Source organism: Novosphingobium sp., assembly GCF_039595395.1.
GTDB lineage: Bacteria > Pseudomonadota > Alphaproteobacteria > Sphingomonadales > Sphingomonadaceae > Novosphingobium.
This window is the reverse complement of the sequence record NZ_JBCNLP010000001.1, coordinates 1,249,346-1,269,713: the sequence shown is the minus strand read 5'-3', so window position 1 is coordinate 1,269,713 and position 20,368 is coordinate 1,249,346. Positions and strand designations below refer to the sequence as shown.

The 20,368-nt window shown below is 65.2% G+C and carries 17 protein-coding genes and 1 other RNA gene; 5 read left to right on the top strand and 13 right to left on the bottom strand.

Features of this window, described 5'->3' with window-relative positions:
* Positions 1 to 61 precede the first annotated feature (61 nt).
* From lon to ABDW49_RS06020, 7 genes are all read right to left on the bottom strand, one after another.
* Positions 62 to 2,464, bottom strand: coding sequence for an endopeptidase La (lon, locus tag ABDW49_RS06050; RefSeq protein ID WP_343614170.1), 2,403 nt, complete (start codon positions 2,462 to 2,464; stop codon positions 62 to 64).
* 182 nt (positions 2,465 to 2,646) lie between these two features.
* Positions 2,647 to 2,982 (bottom strand): YbaB/EbfC family nucleoid-associated protein, encoded by a 336-nt coding sequence (locus ABDW49_RS06045; RefSeq protein WP_343610455.1) that lies wholly within the window; start codon positions 2,980 to 2,982, stop codon positions 2,647 to 2,649.
* Position 2,983: 1 nt separating this feature from the next.
* A complete protein-coding gene (locus ABDW49_RS06040) occupies positions 2,984 to 4,771 on the bottom strand; it encodes a DNA polymerase III subunit gamma/tau (protein WP_343610454.1) in 1,788 nt (595 codons plus the stop codon).
* A gap of 106 nt (positions 4,772 to 4,877) precedes the next feature.
* An RNA gene (ffs, locus tag ABDW49_RS06035) (signal recognition particle sRNA small type) lies at positions 4,878 to 4,972 on the bottom strand.
* A 118-nt stretch (positions 4,973 to 5,090) separates the two neighbouring features.
* A complete protein-coding gene (locus tag ABDW49_RS06030) occupies positions 5,091 to 5,369 on the bottom strand; it encodes an ETC complex I subunit (RefSeq protein ID WP_343610453.1) in 279 nt (92 codons plus the stop codon).
* 171 nt (positions 5,370 to 5,540) lie between these two features.
* Positions 5,541 to 7,991: an ATP-dependent helicase HrpB gene (gene hrpB, locus ABDW49_RS06025; protein ID WP_343610452.1), complete on the bottom strand. Its 2,451-nt coding sequence runs from the start codon at positions 7,989 to 7,991 to the stop codon at positions 5,541 to 5,543.
* 284 nt (positions 7,992 to 8,275) lie between these two features.
* Positions 8,276 to 9,304, bottom strand: coding sequence for a polyprenyl synthetase family protein (locus ABDW49_RS06020; protein ID WP_068080727.1), 1,029 nt, complete (start codon positions 9,302 to 9,304; stop codon positions 8,276 to 8,278).
* Positions 9,305 to 9,484: 180 nt separating this feature from the next.
* Here ABDW49_RS06020 and ABDW49_RS06015 point away from each other — a divergent pair, with 180 nt between their 5' ends.
* Positions 9,485 to 9,787: a chorismate mutase gene (locus tag ABDW49_RS06015; protein ID WP_068080730.1), complete on the top strand. Its 303-nt coding sequence runs from the start codon at positions 9,485 to 9,487 to the stop codon at positions 9,785 to 9,787.
* 238 nt (positions 9,788 to 10,025) lie between these two features.
* A complete protein-coding gene (locus tag ABDW49_RS06010; RefSeq protein WP_343610449.1) occupies positions 10,026 to 10,442 on the top strand; it encodes a hypothetical protein in 417 nt (138 codons plus the stop codon).
* 207 nt (positions 10,443 to 10,649) lie between these two features.
* On the opposite strand, the gene ABDW49_RS06005 is transcribed toward ABDW49_RS06010, so the two are convergent.
* The 3 genes from ABDW49_RS06005 to ABDW49_RS05995 all read right to left on the bottom strand — a co-directional run bounded on the left by ABDW49_RS06005 (position 10,650) and on the right by ABDW49_RS05995 (position 13,230).
* Positions 10,650 to 11,969: a HAMP domain-containing sensor histidine kinase gene (locus ABDW49_RS06005; RefSeq protein ID WP_343614168.1), complete on the bottom strand. Its 1,320-nt coding sequence runs from the start codon at positions 11,967 to 11,969 to the stop codon at positions 10,650 to 10,652.
* Positions 11,970 to 12,112: 143 nt separating this feature from the next.
* The gene (locus ABDW49_RS06000) at positions 12,113 to 12,787 is read right to left on the bottom strand and encodes a response regulator transcription factor (protein ID WP_068080732.1); all 675 of its coding nucleotides are present in this window, start codon (positions 12,785 to 12,787) and stop codon (positions 12,113 to 12,115) included.
* 107 nt (positions 12,788 to 12,894) lie between these two features.
* Entirely contained in the window at positions 12,895 to 13,230 is a 336-nt protein-coding gene (locus tag ABDW49_RS05995; protein ID WP_343610447.1) for a PepSY domain-containing protein, read from the bottom strand.
* A 159-nt stretch (positions 13,231 to 13,389) separates the two neighbouring features.
* Here ABDW49_RS05995 and ABDW49_RS05990 point away from each other — a divergent pair, with 159 nt between their 5' ends.
* Positions 13,390 to 15,174 (top strand): ATP-binding cassette domain-containing protein, encoded by a 1,785-nt coding sequence (locus tag ABDW49_RS05990; protein WP_343610445.1) that lies wholly within the window; start codon positions 13,390 to 13,392, stop codon positions 15,172 to 15,174.
* A gap of 43 nt (positions 15,175 to 15,217) precedes the next feature.
* Here ABDW49_RS05990 and ABDW49_RS05985 read toward each other — a convergent pair whose 3' ends face one another.
* Positions 15,218 to 15,721 (bottom strand): DUF6456 domain-containing protein, encoded by a 504-nt coding sequence (locus tag ABDW49_RS05985; protein ID WP_343610443.1) that lies wholly within the window; start codon positions 15,719 to 15,721, stop codon positions 15,218 to 15,220.
* 102 nt (positions 15,722 to 15,823) lie between these two features.
* Between ABDW49_RS05985 and ABDW49_RS05980 the strand changes: the two genes are divergently transcribed.
* Positions 15,824 to 16,396, top strand: a complete 573-nt coding sequence (locus ABDW49_RS05980; protein ID WP_343610441.1) for a helix-turn-helix transcriptional regulator — start codon at positions 15,824 to 15,826, stop codon at positions 16,394 to 16,396.
* 46 nt (positions 16,397 to 16,442) lie between these two features.
* Entirely contained in the window at positions 16,443 to 17,633 is a 1,191-nt protein-coding gene (locus ABDW49_RS05975; RefSeq protein ID WP_343610439.1) for a glycosyltransferase, read from the top strand.
* A 67-nt stretch (positions 17,634 to 17,700) separates the two neighbouring features.
* Here ABDW49_RS05975 and secF read toward each other — a convergent pair whose 3' ends face one another.
* Together secF and secD are read right to left on the bottom strand one after the other, a co-directional pair.
* Positions 17,701 to 18,678 carry a protein translocase subunit SecF gene (gene secF / locus ABDW49_RS05970; RefSeq protein WP_343610437.1) on the bottom strand — a complete coding sequence of 326 codons (978 nt, stop codon included), beginning with the start codon at positions 18,676 to 18,678 and terminating at the stop codon, positions 17,701 to 17,703.
* A gap of 12 nt (positions 18,679 to 18,690) precedes the next feature.
* Positions 18,691 to 20,283, bottom strand: a complete 1,593-nt coding sequence (gene secD, locus ABDW49_RS05965) for a protein translocase subunit SecD (RefSeq protein WP_343610435.1) — start codon at positions 20,281 to 20,283, stop codon at positions 18,691 to 18,693.
* Positions 20,284 to 20,368 lie beyond the last annotated feature (85 nt).

The following is a 20,368-nucleotide window of genomic DNA, read 5'->3' as shown; positions in this document are numbered from 1 at the left end:
CTCGCCGGGAGACGTCACGGGAGCGCGAGGGGGTAACCCCCTCGCACCTTCCCTTACGTCCTCAATGCGCCGTGGCAGCAGGCCCTGCAGGCGCAATCGGCGCCGCTCCCGGCTGGCTGGCCAGATCGTCCGCCTCGGTCCACTCGATGGGCTCGGGACGGCTGGTGAGAGCACGCGCCAGCACCTCATCGACATGGGCCACCGGCACGATCTCCATCCCCTCCAGAATGTTGGTGGGGATTTCGGCCAGATCCTTGCGGTTCTCCTCGGGGATCAGCACGGTCTTGATGCCGCCGCGCAGCGCGGCCAGCAGCTTTTCCTTGAGACCACCGATGGCCAGCACGCGGCCACGCAGCGTCACCTCGCCGGTCATCGCCACATCGGCGCGCACCGGAATGCCCGTCAGCGTGGAAACCATGGCCGTGACCATGCCGATGCCCGCCGAAGGGCCATCCTTGGGCACCGCGCCCTCGGGCAAGTGGATGTGCAGATCCTTGCGGTTGAACAGCGAGGGCTTGATGCCATAGGCGGGCGCCCGCGCCTTCACGAAGCTGAAGGCCATCTGCACGCTTTCGCTCATCACCTCGCCCAGCTTGCCGGTGGTCTTCACCGCGCCCTTGCCAGGCACCGTCACGCTTTCGATGGTGAGCAGCTCGCCGCCGACCTCGGTCCAGGCCAGACCCGTCACCGCGCCCACCTGATTCTCATCATCGGACTCGCCGTGACGGAATTTGCGGACACCGGCGTAATCGGCCAGATTCTCCGGCGTGATGGTGACCTTGGCTTCCTTGCCCTCAAGGATGCGACGCAGGCTCTTGCGGGCCAGACGCGCCACTTCGCGCTCAAGGGTACGCACGCCCGCCTCGCGGGTGTAGTAGCGGATGAGGTCGCGCAGCGCGGGCTCGGTCAGCTCGAACTCGCCCTTCTTGAGGCCATGGGCTTCGACCTGCTTGGCCACCAGATGGCGCTCGGCGATCTCGACCTTCTCATCCTCGGTGTAACCTTCGAGGCGGATGATCTCCATACGGTCGAGCAGCGGCTGAGGCAGGTTCAGGCTGTTGGCGGTGCAGACGAACATGATGTCAGACAGATCCACGTCCAGCTCCAGATAATGGTCCTGGAACTTGGCGTTCTGTTCGGGATCGAGCACTTCGAGCAGCGCGGAGGCCGGATCGCCACGGAAATCCTGGCCCAGCTTGTCGATCTCATCGAGCAGGAACAGCGGATTGGCCGTGCCAGCCTTCTTCAGGTTGGACACGATCTTGCCCGGCATCGAGCCGATGTAGGTGCGGCGGTGGCCACGAATCTCGGCCTCGTCGCGCACGCCGCCCAGCGACTGGCGGATGAACTCACGCCCGCAAGCCTTGGCGATCGACTTGCCCAGCGAGGTCTTGCCCACGCCCGGCGGGCCGACGAGGCACAGGATGGGCCCCTTCAGCTTGTTGGTGCGCGCCTGAACCGCGAGATACTCGATGATCCGGTCCTTGACCTTGTCGAGCGCATAGTGATCGGCATCGAGAATGGCCTGGGCCGCGCCGATGTCCTTCTTCAGCTTGCTCTTCTTGCCCCAGGGCAGGCCCAGCAGCACGTCGAGATAGTTGCGCACGACGGTCGCCTCGGCGCTCATCGGCTGCATGGTTTTCAGCTTCTTGACCTCGGCCTCGGCCTTGGCGCGCGCTTCCTTGGAGAGCTTGAGCTTGGCGATCTTCTCGACCAGCTCGGCGATTTCATTGGCCTCGCCATCGTCGCCGCCGCCCAGCTCGCTCTGGATCGCCTTCAACTGCTCGTTGAGGTAATATTCGCGCTGGGTCTTTTCCATCTGGCGCTTCACGCGGCCACGGATGCGGCGCTCCACCTGGAGCACGCCCAGCTCGCCTTCCATAAAGCCGAAGACCATCTCCAGCCGCTTGAGCGGATCGGTCTGCGAGAGCAGCGCCTGCTTGTCGGCCACCTTGGCGCTGATATGCGCGGCGACCGAATCGGCCAGCTTGCTGGCATCCTCGATATCGCCGAGCTGATCGCCCGCGTCCTGAGACAGCTTCTTGTTCAGCTTGGTGTATTCGCCGAACTGGTCGACGACGCTGCGCATCATGGCGGCGACTTCGGCGCCCTCGGCCTCGACAGGCTCGATCGGCTCGACCTGCGCCATCAGCAGATCGGCCTCTTCCTTCAGCTCGCCCAGCTTGGCGCGCGACTGGCCCTCGACCAGCACGCGCACCGTGCCGTCGGGGAGCTTCAGAAGCTGTAGCACGCTGGCGACCACGCCCACATCGTAGAGATCGTCGGCATGCGGATCGTCGCAGGCCGGGTCGAGCTGGGCCAGCAGGAAGATGTCCTTGTCACCGGCCATGGCGGCTTCCAGCGCGGCCACGGATTTTTCGCGGCCCACGAACAGGGGAACCACCATGCCGGGGAACACCACGATGTCTCGCAGGGGCAGAAGGGGAAGAAGCGTTTCGGTCATATCCATCCAATCGCGCGTCATCATCACGCTGCACGGGCCTTATGCCTTACAACGGCAACCCGGCTTTCGATTGAAGATATGGGGAGCCTTGGCAAACAGCGCAATGGGCGGAAAGTTCAGGAATGTGGATGGCGCGTTGCGGGCGGTTGACAGCCCTGCCCGCGCCATCCGGTAAAACTTAATCAGAACGGCAGCTTGAAGCCCGGCGGCAGGCCCATGCCCTGCTGCGCCTTGGCCAGTTCGGCGCTGGCCACGGCATCGGCCTTGGCGCGCGCATCGTTGAAGGCGGCCGCGATCAGATCCTCCAGAATGCCCTTTTCGGAAGGCGCCAGCAGGCTGTCATCCACCGAAACGCCGATCACACGGCCCTTGGCGCTGGCGCGGATCTTGACCAGACCACCGCCTGCCGCGCCCTCGACCTCAAGCTGGTCGAGCTTGCCCTGGGTTTCGTTCATCTGCTTCTGGATCGTTTCGGCAGCGGCTTGCGCGGCCTGGATCATCTCTTCCATCGACTTCATTTCAGCGACTCCAATTGCCCTGCCGGCGCGCGGGCGCGGCAGAAGGATCATCCTCGACCTGTTCGGCCTTGGGGAAAGCGGCCATCGCGGCCTGCATCAGGGGAGAGGAGCGCACCTCGGCCAGCTTGGCGGCGCGCTCTGCGGTTTGCACCTCGATCAGCGTGGGCTGGCCGCCTTCCGAACGGCGCTCAACCTCCCAGTTGAGGCCCGTGGCGCGGTTCAGGCCATGGCGCAGATCGCCCGAGATATCGTCCGGGAAGCCCGGCGCCTGCTCATAGACCAGACGCCCCGGTTTCAGATCGATCACTCGCACCTGAATGCGCATCATGCTGCCAAGGGGAATCGAGCCATGCTCCACCTGCTCGACCAAAGCCTCCCAGCCCAGATCGGCGGGGGCCTGAGCGACGGGCGCGGCAGCGGGCGCTTCACCACCCGCCATGGCAGGCGCGGCCAGAGCACCGCTGGCGACAGCAGCCTCGATGCGCTTCACCAACTGGCCCGGATCAGGCATATCGGCGGCATGGACGCAGCGCAGCAGCGCCATTTCGGCGGCCACCAGCGGATCGGGCGCCGTCTTGACCTCCTCGAAGCCCTTGAGCAGCAATTGCCACAGGCGATGCAACTGGCCGGGCGTCAGACGCTCGGACCAATCGCGCAGGGCGGCACGTTCATCCTCGGAGATGGCGGTGGCCTGCCCCTTGCCGAGCTGCGCCACGGTGACGCGATGGGTCAATTCCATCGCGCTGCGCATCAGCGAGAGCGGCTCGACGCCCAAAGCAAACTGCGCCGCCACCACATCGAGCAAAGCCGCGCCATCCCCGCCCAGCAGAGCGGTGAACAACCGGCGCTGCACCGTCTTGTCGGCAAGGCCCAGCATCTCCTGAACCTGCTCGGCGGTGACCAGCGTGCGGCCAGCCTCGGCGTCGCCTGCCAGATCGGCATGGGCAATCGCCTGATCGAGGATCGAGAGACCGTCGCGCACCGAACCCTCGGCGGCTTCCGCCACCATGGCCAGAGCCTCGGGCTCGGCCTCGACGCCTTCCTTCTTGCAGATGCCTGCGAAGTGATCGGCCAGCAGCGGCGCCGGGATGCGCTTCAGGTCGAAACGCTGGCAGCGCGACAGCACCGTGACCGGCAGTTTGTCGACCTCGGTGGTGGCGAAAAGGAACTTCACATGCGCCGGCGGTTCCTCAAGTGTCTTGAGCAACGCGTTGAAAGCATTGCGCGACAGCATGTGAACTTCGTCGACGATATAGATCTTGTAGCGCGCCGAAACCGCCGCATAGCGCACCGCCTCGATGATCTCGCGCACGTCGTCCACGCCGGTGTTGCTGGCGGCGTCCATCTCGATCACGTCGATATGGCGGCCTTCGGCAATGGCAACGCAAGGCTCGCAGACGCCGCAAGGGTCGATCGTCGGCCCGCCCTTGCCATCCGGCCCGACGCAGTTGAGCGCCTTGGCGATGAGACGCGCGGTGGAGGTCTTGCCCACCCCGCGAATGCCGGTCATCAGAAAGGCATGGGCCAGCCGCTCGCGCCGGATGGCGTTGGCCAGCGTCTGCACCATGGCGTCCTGACCGATCAGCTCCGCAAAGGTCTGGGAACGATATTTGCGCGCCAGCACGCGATAGGGCTGCGCCGGGGCGGCGGCCACGGCAGGCGGAGCAGCAGGCTTGGGCGCAGGTTCGGGGTCACCGAACATCGCCGATTGCCCGGCAGCCTCCAACTCGGCGGCGGAGGGGGCTTCGTCATCGGCGAAATCGCCGGAGATGTCGGATGAATCGACCATATGGCCTTATGTTAGGCGCGCGGCGCCGGTTTGTCGAATGGCGCCCCGGCGTCATCCCCGCATAACGGCAACAAAAAAGGCCGGTGTTTCCACCAGCCTCTTTGCTTCGATAGGAGCCGGCCGACCCGCCGCAACCCGTTGTGGCTGCTTCCTTCCGGACCTGACCAGGTTGGCGAGCGCAAACGTCCGACCGACTCCCGGAGCGCCCTATGGCGAGGTCGGATCGATTAGGCAAGGCGGTTTTGTGACAAAAACAACGCAAAAGGCCCGCGCTCCATTGCGAAGCGCGGGCCTTTTAAGTGCCGTAACGGCGGATCGATCAGCGGAAGTTGTCGGCGTAGGCCTGGATCTTCAGGCGGCGCGGCGGCGTGGCGTGCACCGTGGCGGCAATGCCATAAAGATCGGCATAGGCCTGAGCCTCTGCCTGCGAGCCGAACTTCAGCGTCACCTGCGCCTGCGTGTCGCTCGACCCGGCCCAGCCCATCAGCGGGTCAGGACGACGCGCCTCGGCGGGCGCGAATTCGAGGAGCCACTCACCAAGCAGGGCCTTGCCCGACTGCATGGCGTTCTTGGGGCGCTGATAGATGCGTGCGGTCATGGGCGTTTCCTTGACCGCGAATCACGCCAAAATCAAGCCGGAGTTAAGGCCTATGGAGGAAAGAACGACGTAGAAGAAAAAAGGAAATGCGAGGGTCATCACCCTCGCGCTCCCTTGTGTTGTCAGCATCGCGCCACGGGTTCGGCCTTGAGGTCGGTCGCAGCCCCGGATTCAAGGCCTGCGTTGCGCCTCGAAGGCGTTCTTGGTTTTCAGGCTCGGGTCCTCGTCCCATGGCGCATCGGGCCAGCGGTGTTTGGGGTAACGGCCCTTCATATCCTTCACCACATCGCGCCAGCTTCCGCGCCAGAAACCCGGGAGATCGCGCGTCGTCTGGATCGGCTTGCCGCCCGGAGAAGTCAGCTTCAGCAGCAAGGGCTGGCTGGGCTGACCGAAGCCGGGATGGCGATCCAGCCCGAACAGCGCCTGCACGCGAATCTCCACCGAGGGGCCGCCCGGATCGTCATAATCGATGGCATGGGTGGTGCGTGCGGGGCTGCGGAACTCCTGAGGGGCAAGCTTGTCCAGAGCCTGCTTGCCATCCCAGCCCAGCCGATCCAGCAAGGCCTGATGCAGCGCGCCAAGGTTTGCATTCTCCAGCCGGCGCACCAGATGCGGTGCGGCCCATTCCTCCAGATCGGCCAGCAGGCTTTCATCGGACAGCGCCTCAATCCCCGCATAGCGCGCCCGGCGCAGCAGCGACTGGCTGGCCTTGCCCAGAGGCAGCAGATCCAGCCCATCGGCCCGGATGCGCACACAGAGGAAGGCCGCAATCGCCTTGGGATCGGGCGAAGGGTCGCTGCCCCGCGCAAAGGTAATCGCCCCCAGACGCTGCTCCAGCAGAGCCTCGACGCGGCGTTCATCCGCCACCCAGCGCAGGGTGGGCTTGCGCTCGATACGATGACGCAGGTGCTGCAGCACCTCGGCTTCGGTCAATGCGATGGCGCCGGTGATGCGCGCGCCCTTGGCCTGCCCCTGCGCCTCGCCCACGGCAAGATACTCCGCGCGGGCCAGAGGGCTAAGCGGATCGAGAATCAGCCCCCTGCCCCCGGCGGCGATCCATTCCTCACCCTTCGCGTCCCGACGCTTGGCCAGATTGTCGGGGAAGCCTTCAGCCAACAGCACGCCAGGCGGCGGGGCATCGTCGGTTTGCTGTTTCACCAGGCTGCGTGCCCGCTTGGCCCAATTGCGCGCCATTTGCCGCGCGGTTTCGGCCTTGGCGCCGCGATCATGGCGCCAACGGTCGGCGCGGGCAGCCAGATCCTCGCCCCGCCCGCCCAGAGCGCGTTCCTGAAGCAGCAGGGCCAAGACTGCGGCTTCCTCACTCGCCCCATGCGCGGCGGCGTAGAGCAGCATATGCGCCTGCTCTGGCCCCATAGGCAAAGCCGCCATGGCGCGCCCGTGATCGGTGATGCGGCCCTCCTCATCCAGCGCATTCAGCGAGGTCAGCTTGGCCCGCGCCGCACCCATGGCGGCAGCGGGCGGCGAATCGATCCACGCCATCGCCTGCGCATCACCCGCCCCCCATTGCGCCAGCGACAAAGCCAAAGGTGCCAGATCGCTGGTCAGGATTTCCGGCGGATCATAGGCGGCGCGACCGGCATGGGCCGCCTCTTCCCACAGCCGATAGGCCACGCCCGGCCCCTGACGCGCCGCACGCCCCGCACGTTGCGCCGCCGAGGCCTGAGAGGCCCGCGTGGTGATCAGCCGTGTCACGCCCGCCGCTTTGTCGAACTCCGGGCGGCGCGAGAGGCCACTGTCCACCACCACACTCACCCCATCGAGGGTCAGCGAGGTTTCCGCGATGCTGGTCGCCAGCACGATGCGGCGGCGGCCCTCGGGATCGCGGCGGATCGCAGCGCGCTGGGCGGCGGGCTCACATTGGCCATGCAGTGGCAGGATCGGGACATCGCGCAGGCGCTCGGTCAGGCGATCCCGCGTGCGCTCTATCTCGCCGACGCCGGGCAGGAAGGCCAGCAGATCGCCATCCGTTTCGCGCCACGCCGTCAGGATCGCCGTGGCCATCGCCTCATCGGTGCGCTTGTCCGGCGCGGCGCCAAGCCAGCGGTGTTCGAGCGGATAAGCCTTGCCCTCGCTCTCGATCACCGGGACATTGGCGCCCAGCAGGCCGGCAAAACGCTCGCCATCGATGGTGGCGGACATGGGCACGATGCGCAGATCCTCGCGCAGCACCTGCTGGCACTCCACCGCCAGCGCCAGACCCAGATCGGAATCGAGATGCCGCTCATGCGCCTCGTCGAACAGCACGGCGGAGATGCCAGACAGCTCGGGATCGGACAGGATCGTGGAGACGAAAATCGCCTCGGTCACGATCAGGATGCGCGTGGCGGCGCTCTGCTTGCTGTCCATGCGGGTGAGGTAGCCGACCGTCTGCCCCGGCTTCTCGCCCATGATTTCAGCCATGCGCTCGGCAGCGGCGCGCGCGGCGACACGGCGTGGGCTGAGCAGGATGACCTTGCCCGTGCACCAAGGCTGATCAAGCAAGGCGGGCGCCACGCTGGTCGTCTTGCCCGCGCCGGGCGGGGCAATCAGCACGGCATTAGGGCCAGCGCGCAAGGCCGCGAGCAGGTCAGGGAGGACGGCGTGGATGGGCAGAGTGGTCACGCTGCGGGCTTTGGGGGAATTAAAGGAGAAAGTGAAGATGCGAGGGCCATCGCCCTCGCGCTCCCTTTAATGTCCACGTTGCGCCAAGGGTTCGGCCAAGGCGCACAGCTTGCAGCGCCGCAGGCAGGAACGATAGGACAGCGCGGGATCAGGGATTGGAAAGCCTGCGGCGCCCCAAGCTGCGCAGGTGGAGAGCCGAGGCGCACCAGTTCGGCGCCACCGCCCTCTCGCCGGAAGACGTTATGGGAGCGCGAGGGGGTAACCCCCTCGCATTTTCCTTTAACTTAATACCTGCGAGAAACCGCGAACAAAGCCGCCTCGCCCATAGCGGCGCGAGCCTCGCTGGCGGGGAACCCGGCAATCGCATCAATCGCCCGCTGGGCGAAATGCCGCGCCCGCTCACGCGTCGCCGATACCGTGTCATATTTCGCGATCAGCTTCACCGCGTGGGCCAGATCTTCGTCGCTGGTGCAGAAGCCCGCGATGGCGTCGCGCCAGAACTGGCGCTCCTCGTCATTGCCGCGCGCGTAGGCCAGGATCACCGGCAGGGTCATCTTGCCGTCGCGGAAGTCGTCGCCCTTGGCCTTGCCCATCTCGTGAGCATCCGAGTCGTAATCGATGGCGTCGTCGGCCAGCTGGAAGGCGATGCCCAGATTGCGACCGTAGTCGTCCAGAGCGCGTTCTTCGGCCTCGCCGCGCTCGGCCACGACGGCGGCGATGCGGCAGGCGGCGCAGAACAGCGCGGCGGTCTTGGCGCCGATGATCGAGAGGTAGCGCTCCTCGCTGGTCTCGATCTGGCGCTGGGCGGTGAGCTGGTCGACCTCGCCCTCGGCGATGATCGCGCTGGCGCCGGCGAGAATCTTCAGCACCTTCAGGCTGCCGTCTTCCACCATCAGCTCGAAAGCGCGGCTGAAGAGGAAATCGCCCACCAGCACCGTGGCGGGATTGCCGAAGACGATGTTGGCGGTTTCCTTGCCCCGGCGCAGATCCGAGCCATCGACCACATCGTCATGCAGCAGCGTGGCGGTGTGGATGAACTCCACGGCGGCGGCCAGCTTGTGGTGGCGGTTGCCCTGATAGCCGATCAGCTCGGCGCAGGCGATCGTCAGCATAGGGCGCATGCGCTTGCCCCCGCCCGAGATCAGATGCCCGGCCAGCGCGGGAATCAGCGGAATCTCGCTCTGCATCCGGTCGAGAATCACCGCGTTCACGGCGTTCATGCCCGGCGCGGTCAGCGCCAGGATGGGGTCGAGCGAGGGCTTGGCGGGCGTGTCGCCCTTCTGGCCGCGGAGGGGGATAATCTGGGCAGTCATCACCGCAGAGCCATTGCTCGCCTGAGGGCACAATGGCAAGTCCTATCGGGCTGGCCGAAGGTCGAATGAGGCGAATATCGTGGGCGGCGCGGCGGATATGTTTTCGGCACGGCGCAACAATGCGGGCATCGCTGCATCATATCTTGGAATTTACAGGCAGGCCGTGCTAGCGGGCAGAGCATGTCCGATCTCTCCGCCACGTCCGACCCGGTGCTTGCCGGTTTCCGCAACAGCATCGACAACATCGATGCCGCGCTGATTCACATGCTGGCCGAGCGATTTCGCATCACCAAGGCCGTGGGCGCCTACAAGGCCGAGCACGAACTGCCCGCCAGCGACCCCGGCCGCGAGGAGCGCCAGATCGAGCGCCTGCGCAAGCTGGCCGAGGATGCGCATCTCGATCCGGATTTCGGGGAAAAGTTCCTGCGCTTCATCATCGATGAAGTGATCCGCCATCATGAGCAGGCCAAGCAGGTTGGTTGATTAGGTTTAAAGTGGAAGATGCGAGGGTGTTACACCCTCGCGCTCCCTTTACTGTCTGCCTTGCGCCTCGGGTTCGGCGTTGGGTGCGGTTTGCTGCGTTGTGATAAGGTTTGCCTGCGGCGCTTTCGTGGTTGCACGTGGGCCATCCTCCACCGTTAAATCCGATTTTTAGATCGAAAACTGACCTACCGGACACGACAACATTGCGGTCGCTTCAAGGAGTGCTATACTTTATGCCATGATGCGTTTTCTACTTCGATTAGCTGCGCTTTGCGCACTGTCAGGTACTGCACACGCCTCGATCATTCCGCCGGTTTCAGAAGGTGTTTGGCACGCCGAGAAAGTGCTACCTGCTGCAATTGAGAGCGGTGACTTCTCACAAATTGACGAGCTTTTAACGCCAGAGGCGGTTGTCCTGTCGGACGACGGCAAGATCTTGGCGCAAGGCCCTAAGGAAATAATCGAATACCTTCATCGTTGGTATGCGAAGGGCAATCACGTCTCTGAAATATACCCGGGCTATGCGTCGGTCATTGTTTTCGTCACGCGAGAGACTGATCACCCTTGGGATAAAGATTACGCCATGGTGGTCACCTGTAGTGCTACGAAGATCGCCCGGATCATGATAGTCAACCGCAATCCAAACTTGCGGTAACGACGACACTTGCGGGACTGGCTTTAAACAATTGTCCGCTCCCCCTAACTTCGCGGTCATTCCTCTTCCGCGAAGCGGCTTACAATAGTTGCCGCATCGCGTCCGACATCCAACGCCGAACCCGTCGCGCAAACGCCGACAATAAAGGGATTGCAAAGGGCGATGGCCCTTTGCCCGCCGGAGGCGAACCTCCAAAAACCGGAAATCTTACCCCTGCGTCCGGGGCAGTTTCATCTTCACCAGCAGCCCGCCCATATCCTCGCTCTCGCCGAGTTCGACGGTGCCGCCATAGATTTCCACCACATCGCGCACGATGGCCAGCCCCAGCCCGGTCCCCGGCTTGCCGGTATCCAGCCGCGCGCCGCGGTCGAAGATACGGGTGCGTTCGGCCTCGGGAATACCGAGCCCATCATCTTCCACCCAGATCTCGCAGAAGTCCGCGTCGCCCGGCGCCGCGTCCACGGTGACGAACACGCTGCCCCCGCCATATTTCGCGGCATTCTCGATAAGGTTGCCCATCAGATCGTCCAGATCCTGCCGCTCGATGGCGACGCTGGCCTCATGATTGCCGTCGAGGTCGAAGCGCGCCTGCTCATAGAGCCGCGTCACCGCGCGCACCACCGCCTCGGCGCTGCCCCACACACCCGCGCGCGCCTGCCCGGCGCCGCGCCGGCCCACGGCGCGCGCGCGGGCCAGATGGTGGTCCACCTGACGGCGCATCGCCGCCGCCTCACGCAGCACGGTTTCGGCCAGATCGGGAGCCTGGGCGCTGGCCGCCGTGGTCACCACCGCCAGCGGCGTCTTCAGCGCATGGGCCAGATTGCCGGCGTGAGTACGCGCTTCCTCGGCCTGCCGCTCATTATGGGCGAGCAGCGTGTTCAGCTCTTCCACCAGCGGCTGCACTTCCAGCGGCAGCGGCGCCTCCACCCGGCTGGAGCCCTTCGAGCGCATCTCCTGCAGCGCCAGGCGCACGCGGCGCAGCGGCGAAAGGCCATAGAGGCTCTGCACCGCCGCCATCAGCAGCAGGCCCAGGCCCAGCACGGCAAAGCTCTCGATCAGGATGGTGCGGATGCGGTGGATCTGGCCGTCCAGCTCACTGCGGCGCTGGGCCACGGTGAAACGCCAGACGGTGTTGCTGCCCGGCAGGATGATCGAGCGCTCCATCACCCGCAGCGGCTCGCCCTCGAACTGGGTCGAATCGTAGATGTGGGGCGTGTTGTCGAAATGGTCGCTGGTGACCTTCAGGCTGCGGTCCCACAGCGAGCGGCTGGGGTAATCCTCATGCCCCTTGCCGGTGATCTGCCAATAGAGGCCCGAATTGGGCTCCATAAAGCGCTGATCGCCCAGCGGGCGGTTGAAGAAGATCTCGCCGTCCGGGCCGATCTCGGTGCTGCCGACCATGGCGGTCAGCGTGTTGCCGAGCTGTTCGTCGAAGCTGTGCGTGACGAAGGATTTCAGCGCCGAATCGAGCGCGAAACCACCGGTCAGCAGCAGGATCGAGATCCATACCGCCGCGATCATCATCATGCGCTGGGCCAGCGAGCCCGTATGCGAGGTCGCCGAAGCCCGCCGGAACAGCGACCAGCCAGAGGGGGCAGCAGGCGCGGATGAACGCTGATCGATCGGCGCCTCCCCGCTCACCGCCACCTCCATACGTTAGACTCCGCGCCTTATCCGCGCTGGCCGACAGGCTCGTCCAGGCTGTAGCCCAGACCGCGAATCGTGGTGATCACATCCGAACCCAGCTTCTTGCGGATACGGGTGACGAACACCTCGATCGTGTTCGAATCGCGGTCGAAATCCTGATCGTAGATATGCTCGATCAGCTCGGTGCGGCTGACCACCTTGCCCTTGTGATGCAGCAGATAGGACAGCAGCTTATACTCCTGCGCGGTCAGCTTCACCGGCTCGCCATCCAGCGTGACGCGGCCCGAACGCGTGTCGAGGCGCACCGGCCCGGCGATCAGCTCGCTGGAGGAATTGCCCGAGGCGCGGCGGATCAGCGCGCGCAGGCGGGCGATCAGCTCTTCGGTCTGGAAGGGCTTGGCGAGGTAATCGTCAGCGCCGCCATCGAGGCCCGCCACCTTGTCCGACCAGCCATCGCGCGCGGTCAGCACCAGCACCGGGAAGGTGCGGCCTTCCTTGCGCCACATGCCCAGCACGGTCAGCCCATCGATCTCGGGCAGGCCAAGGTCGAGCACCACGGCATCGTAATCCTCGGTGGCGCCCAGGAAATGGCCATCCTCGCCATCGGTCGACAGATCGACGGCATAGCCGTTCTGTTCCAGCGTGTTCTTCAGCTGGGGGCCCAGCGTCGGTTCGTCCTCGACGATCAGAATGCGCATGGAGGTAAGTTCCTTGATGAGAGACCCGCCATGGCGGGACTGATGGACATGGGGTTGAGCAAGGATGACGTCAAGCGGCCCGAAAAGGTCAGGCCGCCGGCCGCCCCTCAGCGGCCATGCGGCGGGGCATGGATGATCTGCCCGGTGCGCGCGTCGACATCGACGAACACCACCCGGCCCTGACGGATGAATTTGAGGCGATAGGCCATGGCGGCCGGATCATATTCGGGGCCCAGATACTGCATGTTGCTCATGCCGGGCAGCACTTCCTGCTCGATCTGGCGCAGCGAGCGCACCGCGCCCGAACGCGCGGCCTGCCTTGCCTGCGTCTGCGGATCGGGTGGCCCCGCATGCGCCGCATCGCCATAGGCGAGCCCGCCGGCGATCACACCGCCCGCCAGCACCAGCGCCACCATCATGCGAGAAAGCGAAACTCTGCTCATGCTCAAAGCATTATGGAGTGGCATTTGAACCCTGTGTGAATATTGGCACCGTAAAGCTCCAAGAGCCATGCGCAATCATCGTCCTTGCCTCTTAAAGCCGGGTTTACGGTCCCGGTTCCCCTTGCCATGGCATGGCGCGGGGCGCTAGGGCGCGCGTCTATGGCAGCAGCACCTATTCTCAGCTGGGAAGGGCTTGGTCTCATTCAGGGATCGGGTTGGCTTTTTCAGGGTCTCGACATCAACATCGCCCCGCGTGACCGGCTGGCGCTGATTGGCCGCAATGGCGCGGGCAAATCCACGATCCTGAAGCTGATCGCGGGCACGGTGGAGGGTGACAAGGGCAAGCGCTCGGTCCAGCCCGGCACGCGTGTGATCACGCTGGAGCAGGCGCCCGATTTCACCGGCTGCGAAACGCTGATGGATTATTGTCTGCGCGCGCCCGACGCCCCGCCCCGCCATGAGGTGGAATCGATCGCGGGCCAGCTTGGCATCGACCTGTCGCGCAACGCCGCCAGCGCCAGCGGCGGTGAGCAGCGCCGCGCCGCGATCTGCCGGGCTCTGGCCAGCGAGCCCGATCTGCTGCTGCTCGACGAGCCGACCAACCATCTCGACCTCGACGCCATCGACTGGCTGGAAAGCTGGCTGCAGCGTTATAACGGCGCATTTGTGGTCATCAGCCACGACCGTACCTTCCTCACCCGCCTGACCAAGGCGACCTTGTGGCTGGATCGCGGTTCGCTGCGCCGCCGCGAGATCGGCTTTGGTGGCTACGAGGCCTGGGAAGATCAGGTCTATGCCGAGGAGGCCCGCGCCGCCGAGCGGATGGACGCCAAGCTCAAGATCGAGGAGCACTGGAAGGAGCGCGGCGTGACCGCGCGCCGCAAGCGCAACATGGGCCGCCTCGAAAAGCTCTATGAAATGCGCGAGGCGCGCGCGGCGATGATGACGCCGCAGGGCGTGGCCAAGATGCAGATCACCGGCGATGGCTCGAAAACCAAATCGGTGATCGTGGCCGACAAGATCGTGAAGCGATTCGGGGATCGCACCGTCATCAAGGACTTTTCCCTGCGCATTCAGCGCGGTGACCGCATCGGTCTGGTCGGCGGCAATGGCGCTGGCAAATCCACGTTGTTGAAGATGCTGATCGGCGAGTTGGAGCCCGATGAGGGCACGGTGACGCTGGCGCAATCGCTCTCCGCCGTGGTGATCGACCAGCAGCGCAGCCTGCTCAGCCCCGACAAGCGCGTGCGCGATATCGTGGCCGAGGGCAGCGATTGGGTCGACGTGCGCGGCACCCGCAAGCATATCCACGGCTATCTGAAAGACTTCCTCTTCGACCCCGGTCTGGTCGAGGCGCGGGTCGGCACGCTGTCGGGCGGCGAGCGTTCGCGCCTGTTGCTGGCACGTGAATTCGCGCGCTTTTCCAACCTGCTGGTGCTGGACGAGCCGACCAACGATCTCGATCTGGAAACGCTCGACCTGCTGCAGGAGGTGATTTCCGATTACGACGGCACCGTGCTGATCGTCAGCCATGACCGCGATTTCCTCGACCGCACCGTGACCGTCACGCTGGGGCTGGACGGCAGCGGCAAGGTGGACATCGTGGCGGGCGGCTATGCCGATTGGCAGAAGCAGCGCACCCAGCGCAATGCGGTCAAGCCCAAGGCCGATACGGGTGAAAAGGCCCCGCCCCCGCCGCCGATGCCGGTGAAGAAGGGCAAGCTGAGCTACAAGGATCAGCGCGATTACGATCTGCTGCCCGCGCGCATCGAGCAGCTTGAGGGCGATATGGTGAAGCTGGAGACGGCTCTGGCCGATCCGGCGCTTTACACCAGCGATCCAAAGCGGTTTGCCCAACTCACCGCCGGGCTGGACAAGGCGCGCGCCGAAAAGGATGCCGCCGAGGAACGCTGGCTGGAACTGGCGGAAATGGTGGAAGGCTGAAACGGCGCTGGATCAGGGCAGGCAAGTTCAGGCTTGGCCTGCCTCATGGCAGGCGGTGATAATCCGCCACCCTTTCCAGCGCCAGTTTCAGCACCAGCTTGCCGCTGCGCGCGGGCCAGGCCAGCGCCTTTTCGGCATCGACCAGCGCCTCCCCCGCGCAGACCACGCGCCACAGCACATCGCCCAGCCCCTTGCCCGCGGCCTCCAGCGCGCCATCGAAGCGAGCTTTTGCCGCGATCTGGCGCTCGCTGGCGTGCAAGCCGCTGTTAGCGCCACCTTTTACCCGCACCCCATCCCACCGCATCGAGATGCTGGGCGCCAGTTGCGCGGCCTCGAAATCGCGGCGCAATTGCTCACCCGCCGCAAACTCGCGGTCGCTGAGATGGCCGCGCGCATGCAGCCAACTCACCGGCGATTCGGCCAGATTAACCGTCACCGCCCGCGCCCCGCGCCCGCTGCCCGCCTGTTTCGCGGATGCAGCGCTGCCCTGCCCTGCTGCAACGATCCCTTCTGCCGCAATTTCGCGCTCTTCCAGCAGGCGCCTCATTCATTTTCTCCTTATTGCAGTGCAACAATTGCGAGACAACATGCCAGAAGCAAGCTAGTGTAGGACACAGTTAAACCATATCGGTTAGAGGCCCGACCGCTCATGATTAACCGCATCCGCGATATCCGTAAGCAGAAGGGCCTGACCCTGGCCGATGTGGCCGCGCGCTGCGTGCCCGCCACCACGGCGCAGACGATCGGCCGACTCGAGACCGGCACGCGCAACCTCTCGCTGGTGTGGATGAACCGCATCGCCGCCGCGCTGGAGGTCGAGCCCGAGGTGCTGGTGCGCTCGGAAACCGACAGCCAGACGCGCATCGTCGCCCGCCTCGTCGAAAGCGGCGCAGAGGCGCTGACCGCCCCGCGCGACGCGATCCTGCCCACAGCCCTGTCGGGCGATGCCACGCTGGTCGCCATGACCGTGGAGGTCAGCGCGGGCGAATATCGCGCCGGGGACCAGATCTGGCTGCGGCATATCTCGGCGGAGGATTATTCGCGCCTCGTCAACCGCGACGTGCTGGCGCCCCGCCCCGGTGGCCGCTTCGCCTTCGGTCGCCTGATCGACCGCGACGACCACCGCGTCGCCCTGCTGCCGCCCGGCGTGGGGCAGCGCCAGATGGTGATCGACAATCCGCCATGGCTGGCCGTGGCCGAAATGCTGGTGCGCAGGCTCTGATCCGAGCTTAACCGCTGATCCATAAAGCTTGCGTAGGAACAGCGGCATGACCAACCCGCCCTTGCGCATCCTCTCGATCAGCACGCTGTTTCCCGCCCCGGTGCGCCCGGCGTTCGGCGGCTTTGTTGCCAATCAGATGAAGGCGGTGGCGGCTGGCGGGCAGGCCGATGTGACGGTCATCAACCCCATCGGCCTGCCGCCCTTCCCGCTCGCGCGGCGGGAGCCCTATGCCACGCTGGCGCAGTGCCCGGCGCAGTCCGAGCTTGGCGGGCTGACGGTTTACCATCCCCGTTTCACGCTGATCCCGCTGATCGGCGGCGACAGCAATCCGGGACGGATCGCCCGCGCCATCCTGCCTCTGGTCCGGCGCCTGCATGCGGAGGCGCCTTTCGATGTGGTGGATGCGCAGTTCTTCTTCCCCGATGGCCCGGCAGCGGCCATCGTCGCCAGGGCGCTGGGTCTGCCGCTGACGATCAAGGCGCGTGGGTCGGATATTCACTACTGGGCCACGCGCCCCAAGGCTCTGGCGCAGATTCGCGCGGCGGGGACCCAAGCTGCCGGGATGCTGGCGGTGTCGGGGGCGCTCAAGGCCGATATGGCCGCTTTCGGCCTGCCCGAGGACAAGATCACCGTCCATTACACCGGGCTGGATCATCAGCGCTTCAAGGTGACCCCGCGCGCGCAGGCTCGCGCCTCGTTCAGCGAGATCGCCCTGCCCGAAGGCGCGCCGCTTTTCGTAACCCCCGGTGCACTGATCGCCATCAAGGGTCAGGGGCTGGCGCTTTCGGCTCTGGCGCAGATCCCGCAAGCCCATCTCGCGCTGGCCGGGAAAGGCGCGGATGAGGCCGCCCTGCGCGATCAAGCGCAACAGTTGGGCATCGCCGAACGCGTCCATGTCCTTGGGCAAGTCAGCCATGACCGCCTGCCCCTGCTGATGAGCGCCGCCGACGCCGTGGTGCTCCCCAGCGAGCGCGAAGGCCTCGCCAATGTCTGGATCGAGGCGCTGGCCTGCGGCACGCCTCTGGTGATCCCGCCCATCGGCGGCGCGGCGGAGGTGGTGAAGGCCCCCAGCGCGGGCCGTCTGGCCGAGCGTACGCCGGACGCCATTGCTCAGGCTCTGCGGGCGCTTCTGGCCGATCCTCCGGCCCAGCAGGATGTTGCCGCCAATGCCGCCTCTTTCAGTTGGCAGGCCAACGCTCAGGCCATCACCAGCTTCTGGAACGCCATCGCCCGCTGACAGCAAAACGCCGGGCCAGTCCAAAGGCCGCCCGGCGCTTCAAAGCTCGTAAAAGCGCTGAAACAGATCAGCGCTGTTCGCGCGCCAGCCTTTCCTGACGGTCCAGCTTGCTCTCGGTGTCGACGAAGCTGGAGGGCGTCACCTTCAGCCAGATCAGCATCGGGGCCGCGGCATAGATCGAGGAATAGGTGCAGACGAAAATGCCCAGGATGAGCGCGGCCGAGAAGCCGAAGATCACCTTGGGGCCCAGCAGCGCCAGCGCCAGCAGCGTGATCAGCATCGTGCCCGAGGTTACCACGGTGCGCGCCAGAGTCTCGTTGACCGAGAGGTCCAGCAGCTCGGGCAGAGGCATCTTGCGGAATTTCTTCAGATTCTCGCGGATGCGGTCATAGACCACGATGGTGTCGTTGAGTGAATAGCCGATCACCGTCAGGATCGCGGCCACGGTGGTCAGGTCGAATTCCATCTGGGTGATGGCAAACAGGCCCAGCACCAGCGTCACGTCGTGAATAAGGCTGATCAGTGCGCCAACGCCGAACTGCCATTCAAAGCGATACCAGATGAAGATCGAGATCGCGAGGGCCGCCGCGCCCAGCGCCTTGATGGCAACGGTGCCCAGCTCGCCCGAGACCTTGCCCGAGACCGAATCGATGCCATCGATGCGCGCGTCGGCATGGGCAGACTTCACCTTGGCGGTGACGGTCTTGGCCATGGCCTCGGCGGCGGCGGGGTTCTTGTCGGAGCCTTCGGGCAGGCGCAGGCGGATCGAGATCTCGTTGGGGGCGCCAAAGGTCTGGATGATCGGCTCACCGAAACCCAGCGCTTCCACCTCGCTGCGCAATTGCGCGGTCGGGGCCGAAGCGCTCTGGGTGAAGGTGACGCGGATCATCTGGCCACCCACGAAGTCCACGCCCAGATTGAGGCCATGCGTGAAAATCAGCACCCAGCTCAGCACCATCAGCGCGACGCTGATGATGGTGGTGGGCCACTGCCACTTCAGAAAGTGGATGTTGGTGTGATCGGGAACGAGTTTGAGCAGGCGCATGGCAACGGCCCCTTAGATCGTAATGTCGTTGGGGCGCGCCTTGCGCAGCCACAGCGCCACCCACATGCGGGTGAGATAGACGGAGGTGAACACCGAGGTGACGATGCCGATCATCAGCACCACGGCAAAGCCCTTGATCGGGCCCGACCCCAGCACGAACATCAGCACGGCCGAGATGATATGGGTGATGTTGGCGTCGAAGATGGTGCGGCTGGCTTCCTTGTAACCCAGCTCCACCGCCTGGAAGACCTTGCGGCCCCGGTGGCGTTCCTCGCGGATGCGTTCGTTGATCAGCACGTTGGCGTCGACCGCCGCGCCGATGGTCAGCACGAAACCGGCGATGCCCGGCAGGGTCAGCGTGGTGCTGAACACCGCCATGATGCCAAGGATCATGATGACGTTGATGATGACAGCCGCATTGGCATACATGCCGAAGCGGCCATAGGTCACGGCCATGAACACCACCACCGCCAGCGTGCCCACGCCCATGGCGATGGCACCCTTCTGGATCGAATCGGCGCCAAGGTCGGGCCCGACGGTGCGCTCTTCCACGACCTTGAGGTCCACCGGCAACGCGCCCGAATTGAGCGCGATCGCCAGCTGGGTGGCGCTCTGCACCGTGAAGCTGCCCGAGATAACGGCAGTGCCGCCCAGGATCGCCTGGTTGATGTTGGGCGCGGAAAGCACCTTGCCGTCCAGAATGATGGCGAAGGGCTTGTTGACGTTCGCGCTGGTCAGGGCGGCGAATTTCTCGCCGCCGGCCTGGTTGAAGTTGATCTGCACCTGCGCTTCACCGGTCTGCTGTTCGAAGACCTGCTTGGCGCTGGCGAGCTGATCGCCCTTGATGCCGCCCAGACGCTTGACCGCCATGGCCCCGGCGCCGCTGGCATAGGGCACGATCTCGTCACCGGGAGGGGCGATGCCCGACTGCACATCGGTGGGCGAGGCGGTGGTGTCGACCAGCTTGAACTCCAGCTTGGCGGTCTTGCCCAGCAGTTCCTTCAAAGCGGTCGGGTCCTTCAGGCCCGGCACCTGCACCACGATGCGGTCGGCGCCCTGACGGATGATGGTCGGCTCACGGGTGCCCAGCGCGTCGATACGCTTGCGGATCACCTCGGTGGCCACGCTCATCGCGTCCGAAACGGCCTGATCGATGCCCGCCTTGGTGGGCGTCAGCACGATGCGGGTGGTGTCCACCACCTTGATGTCCCAGTCGCGCTGGCCCGAAAGCCCGGCGCCATTGGTCAGCGGCAGCACGGCTTCGCGCGCGGCATCGACATCGGCCGGGTTGCTCACCATGAAGCTGAGCGAACCGTCCTTGTTCGAGATGTCACCGATCTGGACGGGGTGGCTCGCCTTTTTCAGGGCGTTGCGGACCTCTTCCTCTTTGGATTCGAGGCGCAGCGCCGTCACCTGATCGGGGTTGGCCTCCAGCAGCAAGTGGCTGCCGCCGGCAAGGTCGAGCCCCAGATTGATCTTGGGGTTGGGCAGAGCGGCAGGCCATGCGTAACCGGCAAAGGACACGAAGGACGGCACAGCCGCCGCCATCGCCGCCAGCGCGATGAACCATAACCAGAGCTGTTTCCAGCGGGGAAAATCGAGCATGTGTTTGCGGCTCTGTCAGCGGTCCCGGCAGAACGCGCGGGAAGATTGAGGAAAGCGGGAGATGGGCATCGGCCCCTGCGGCGTC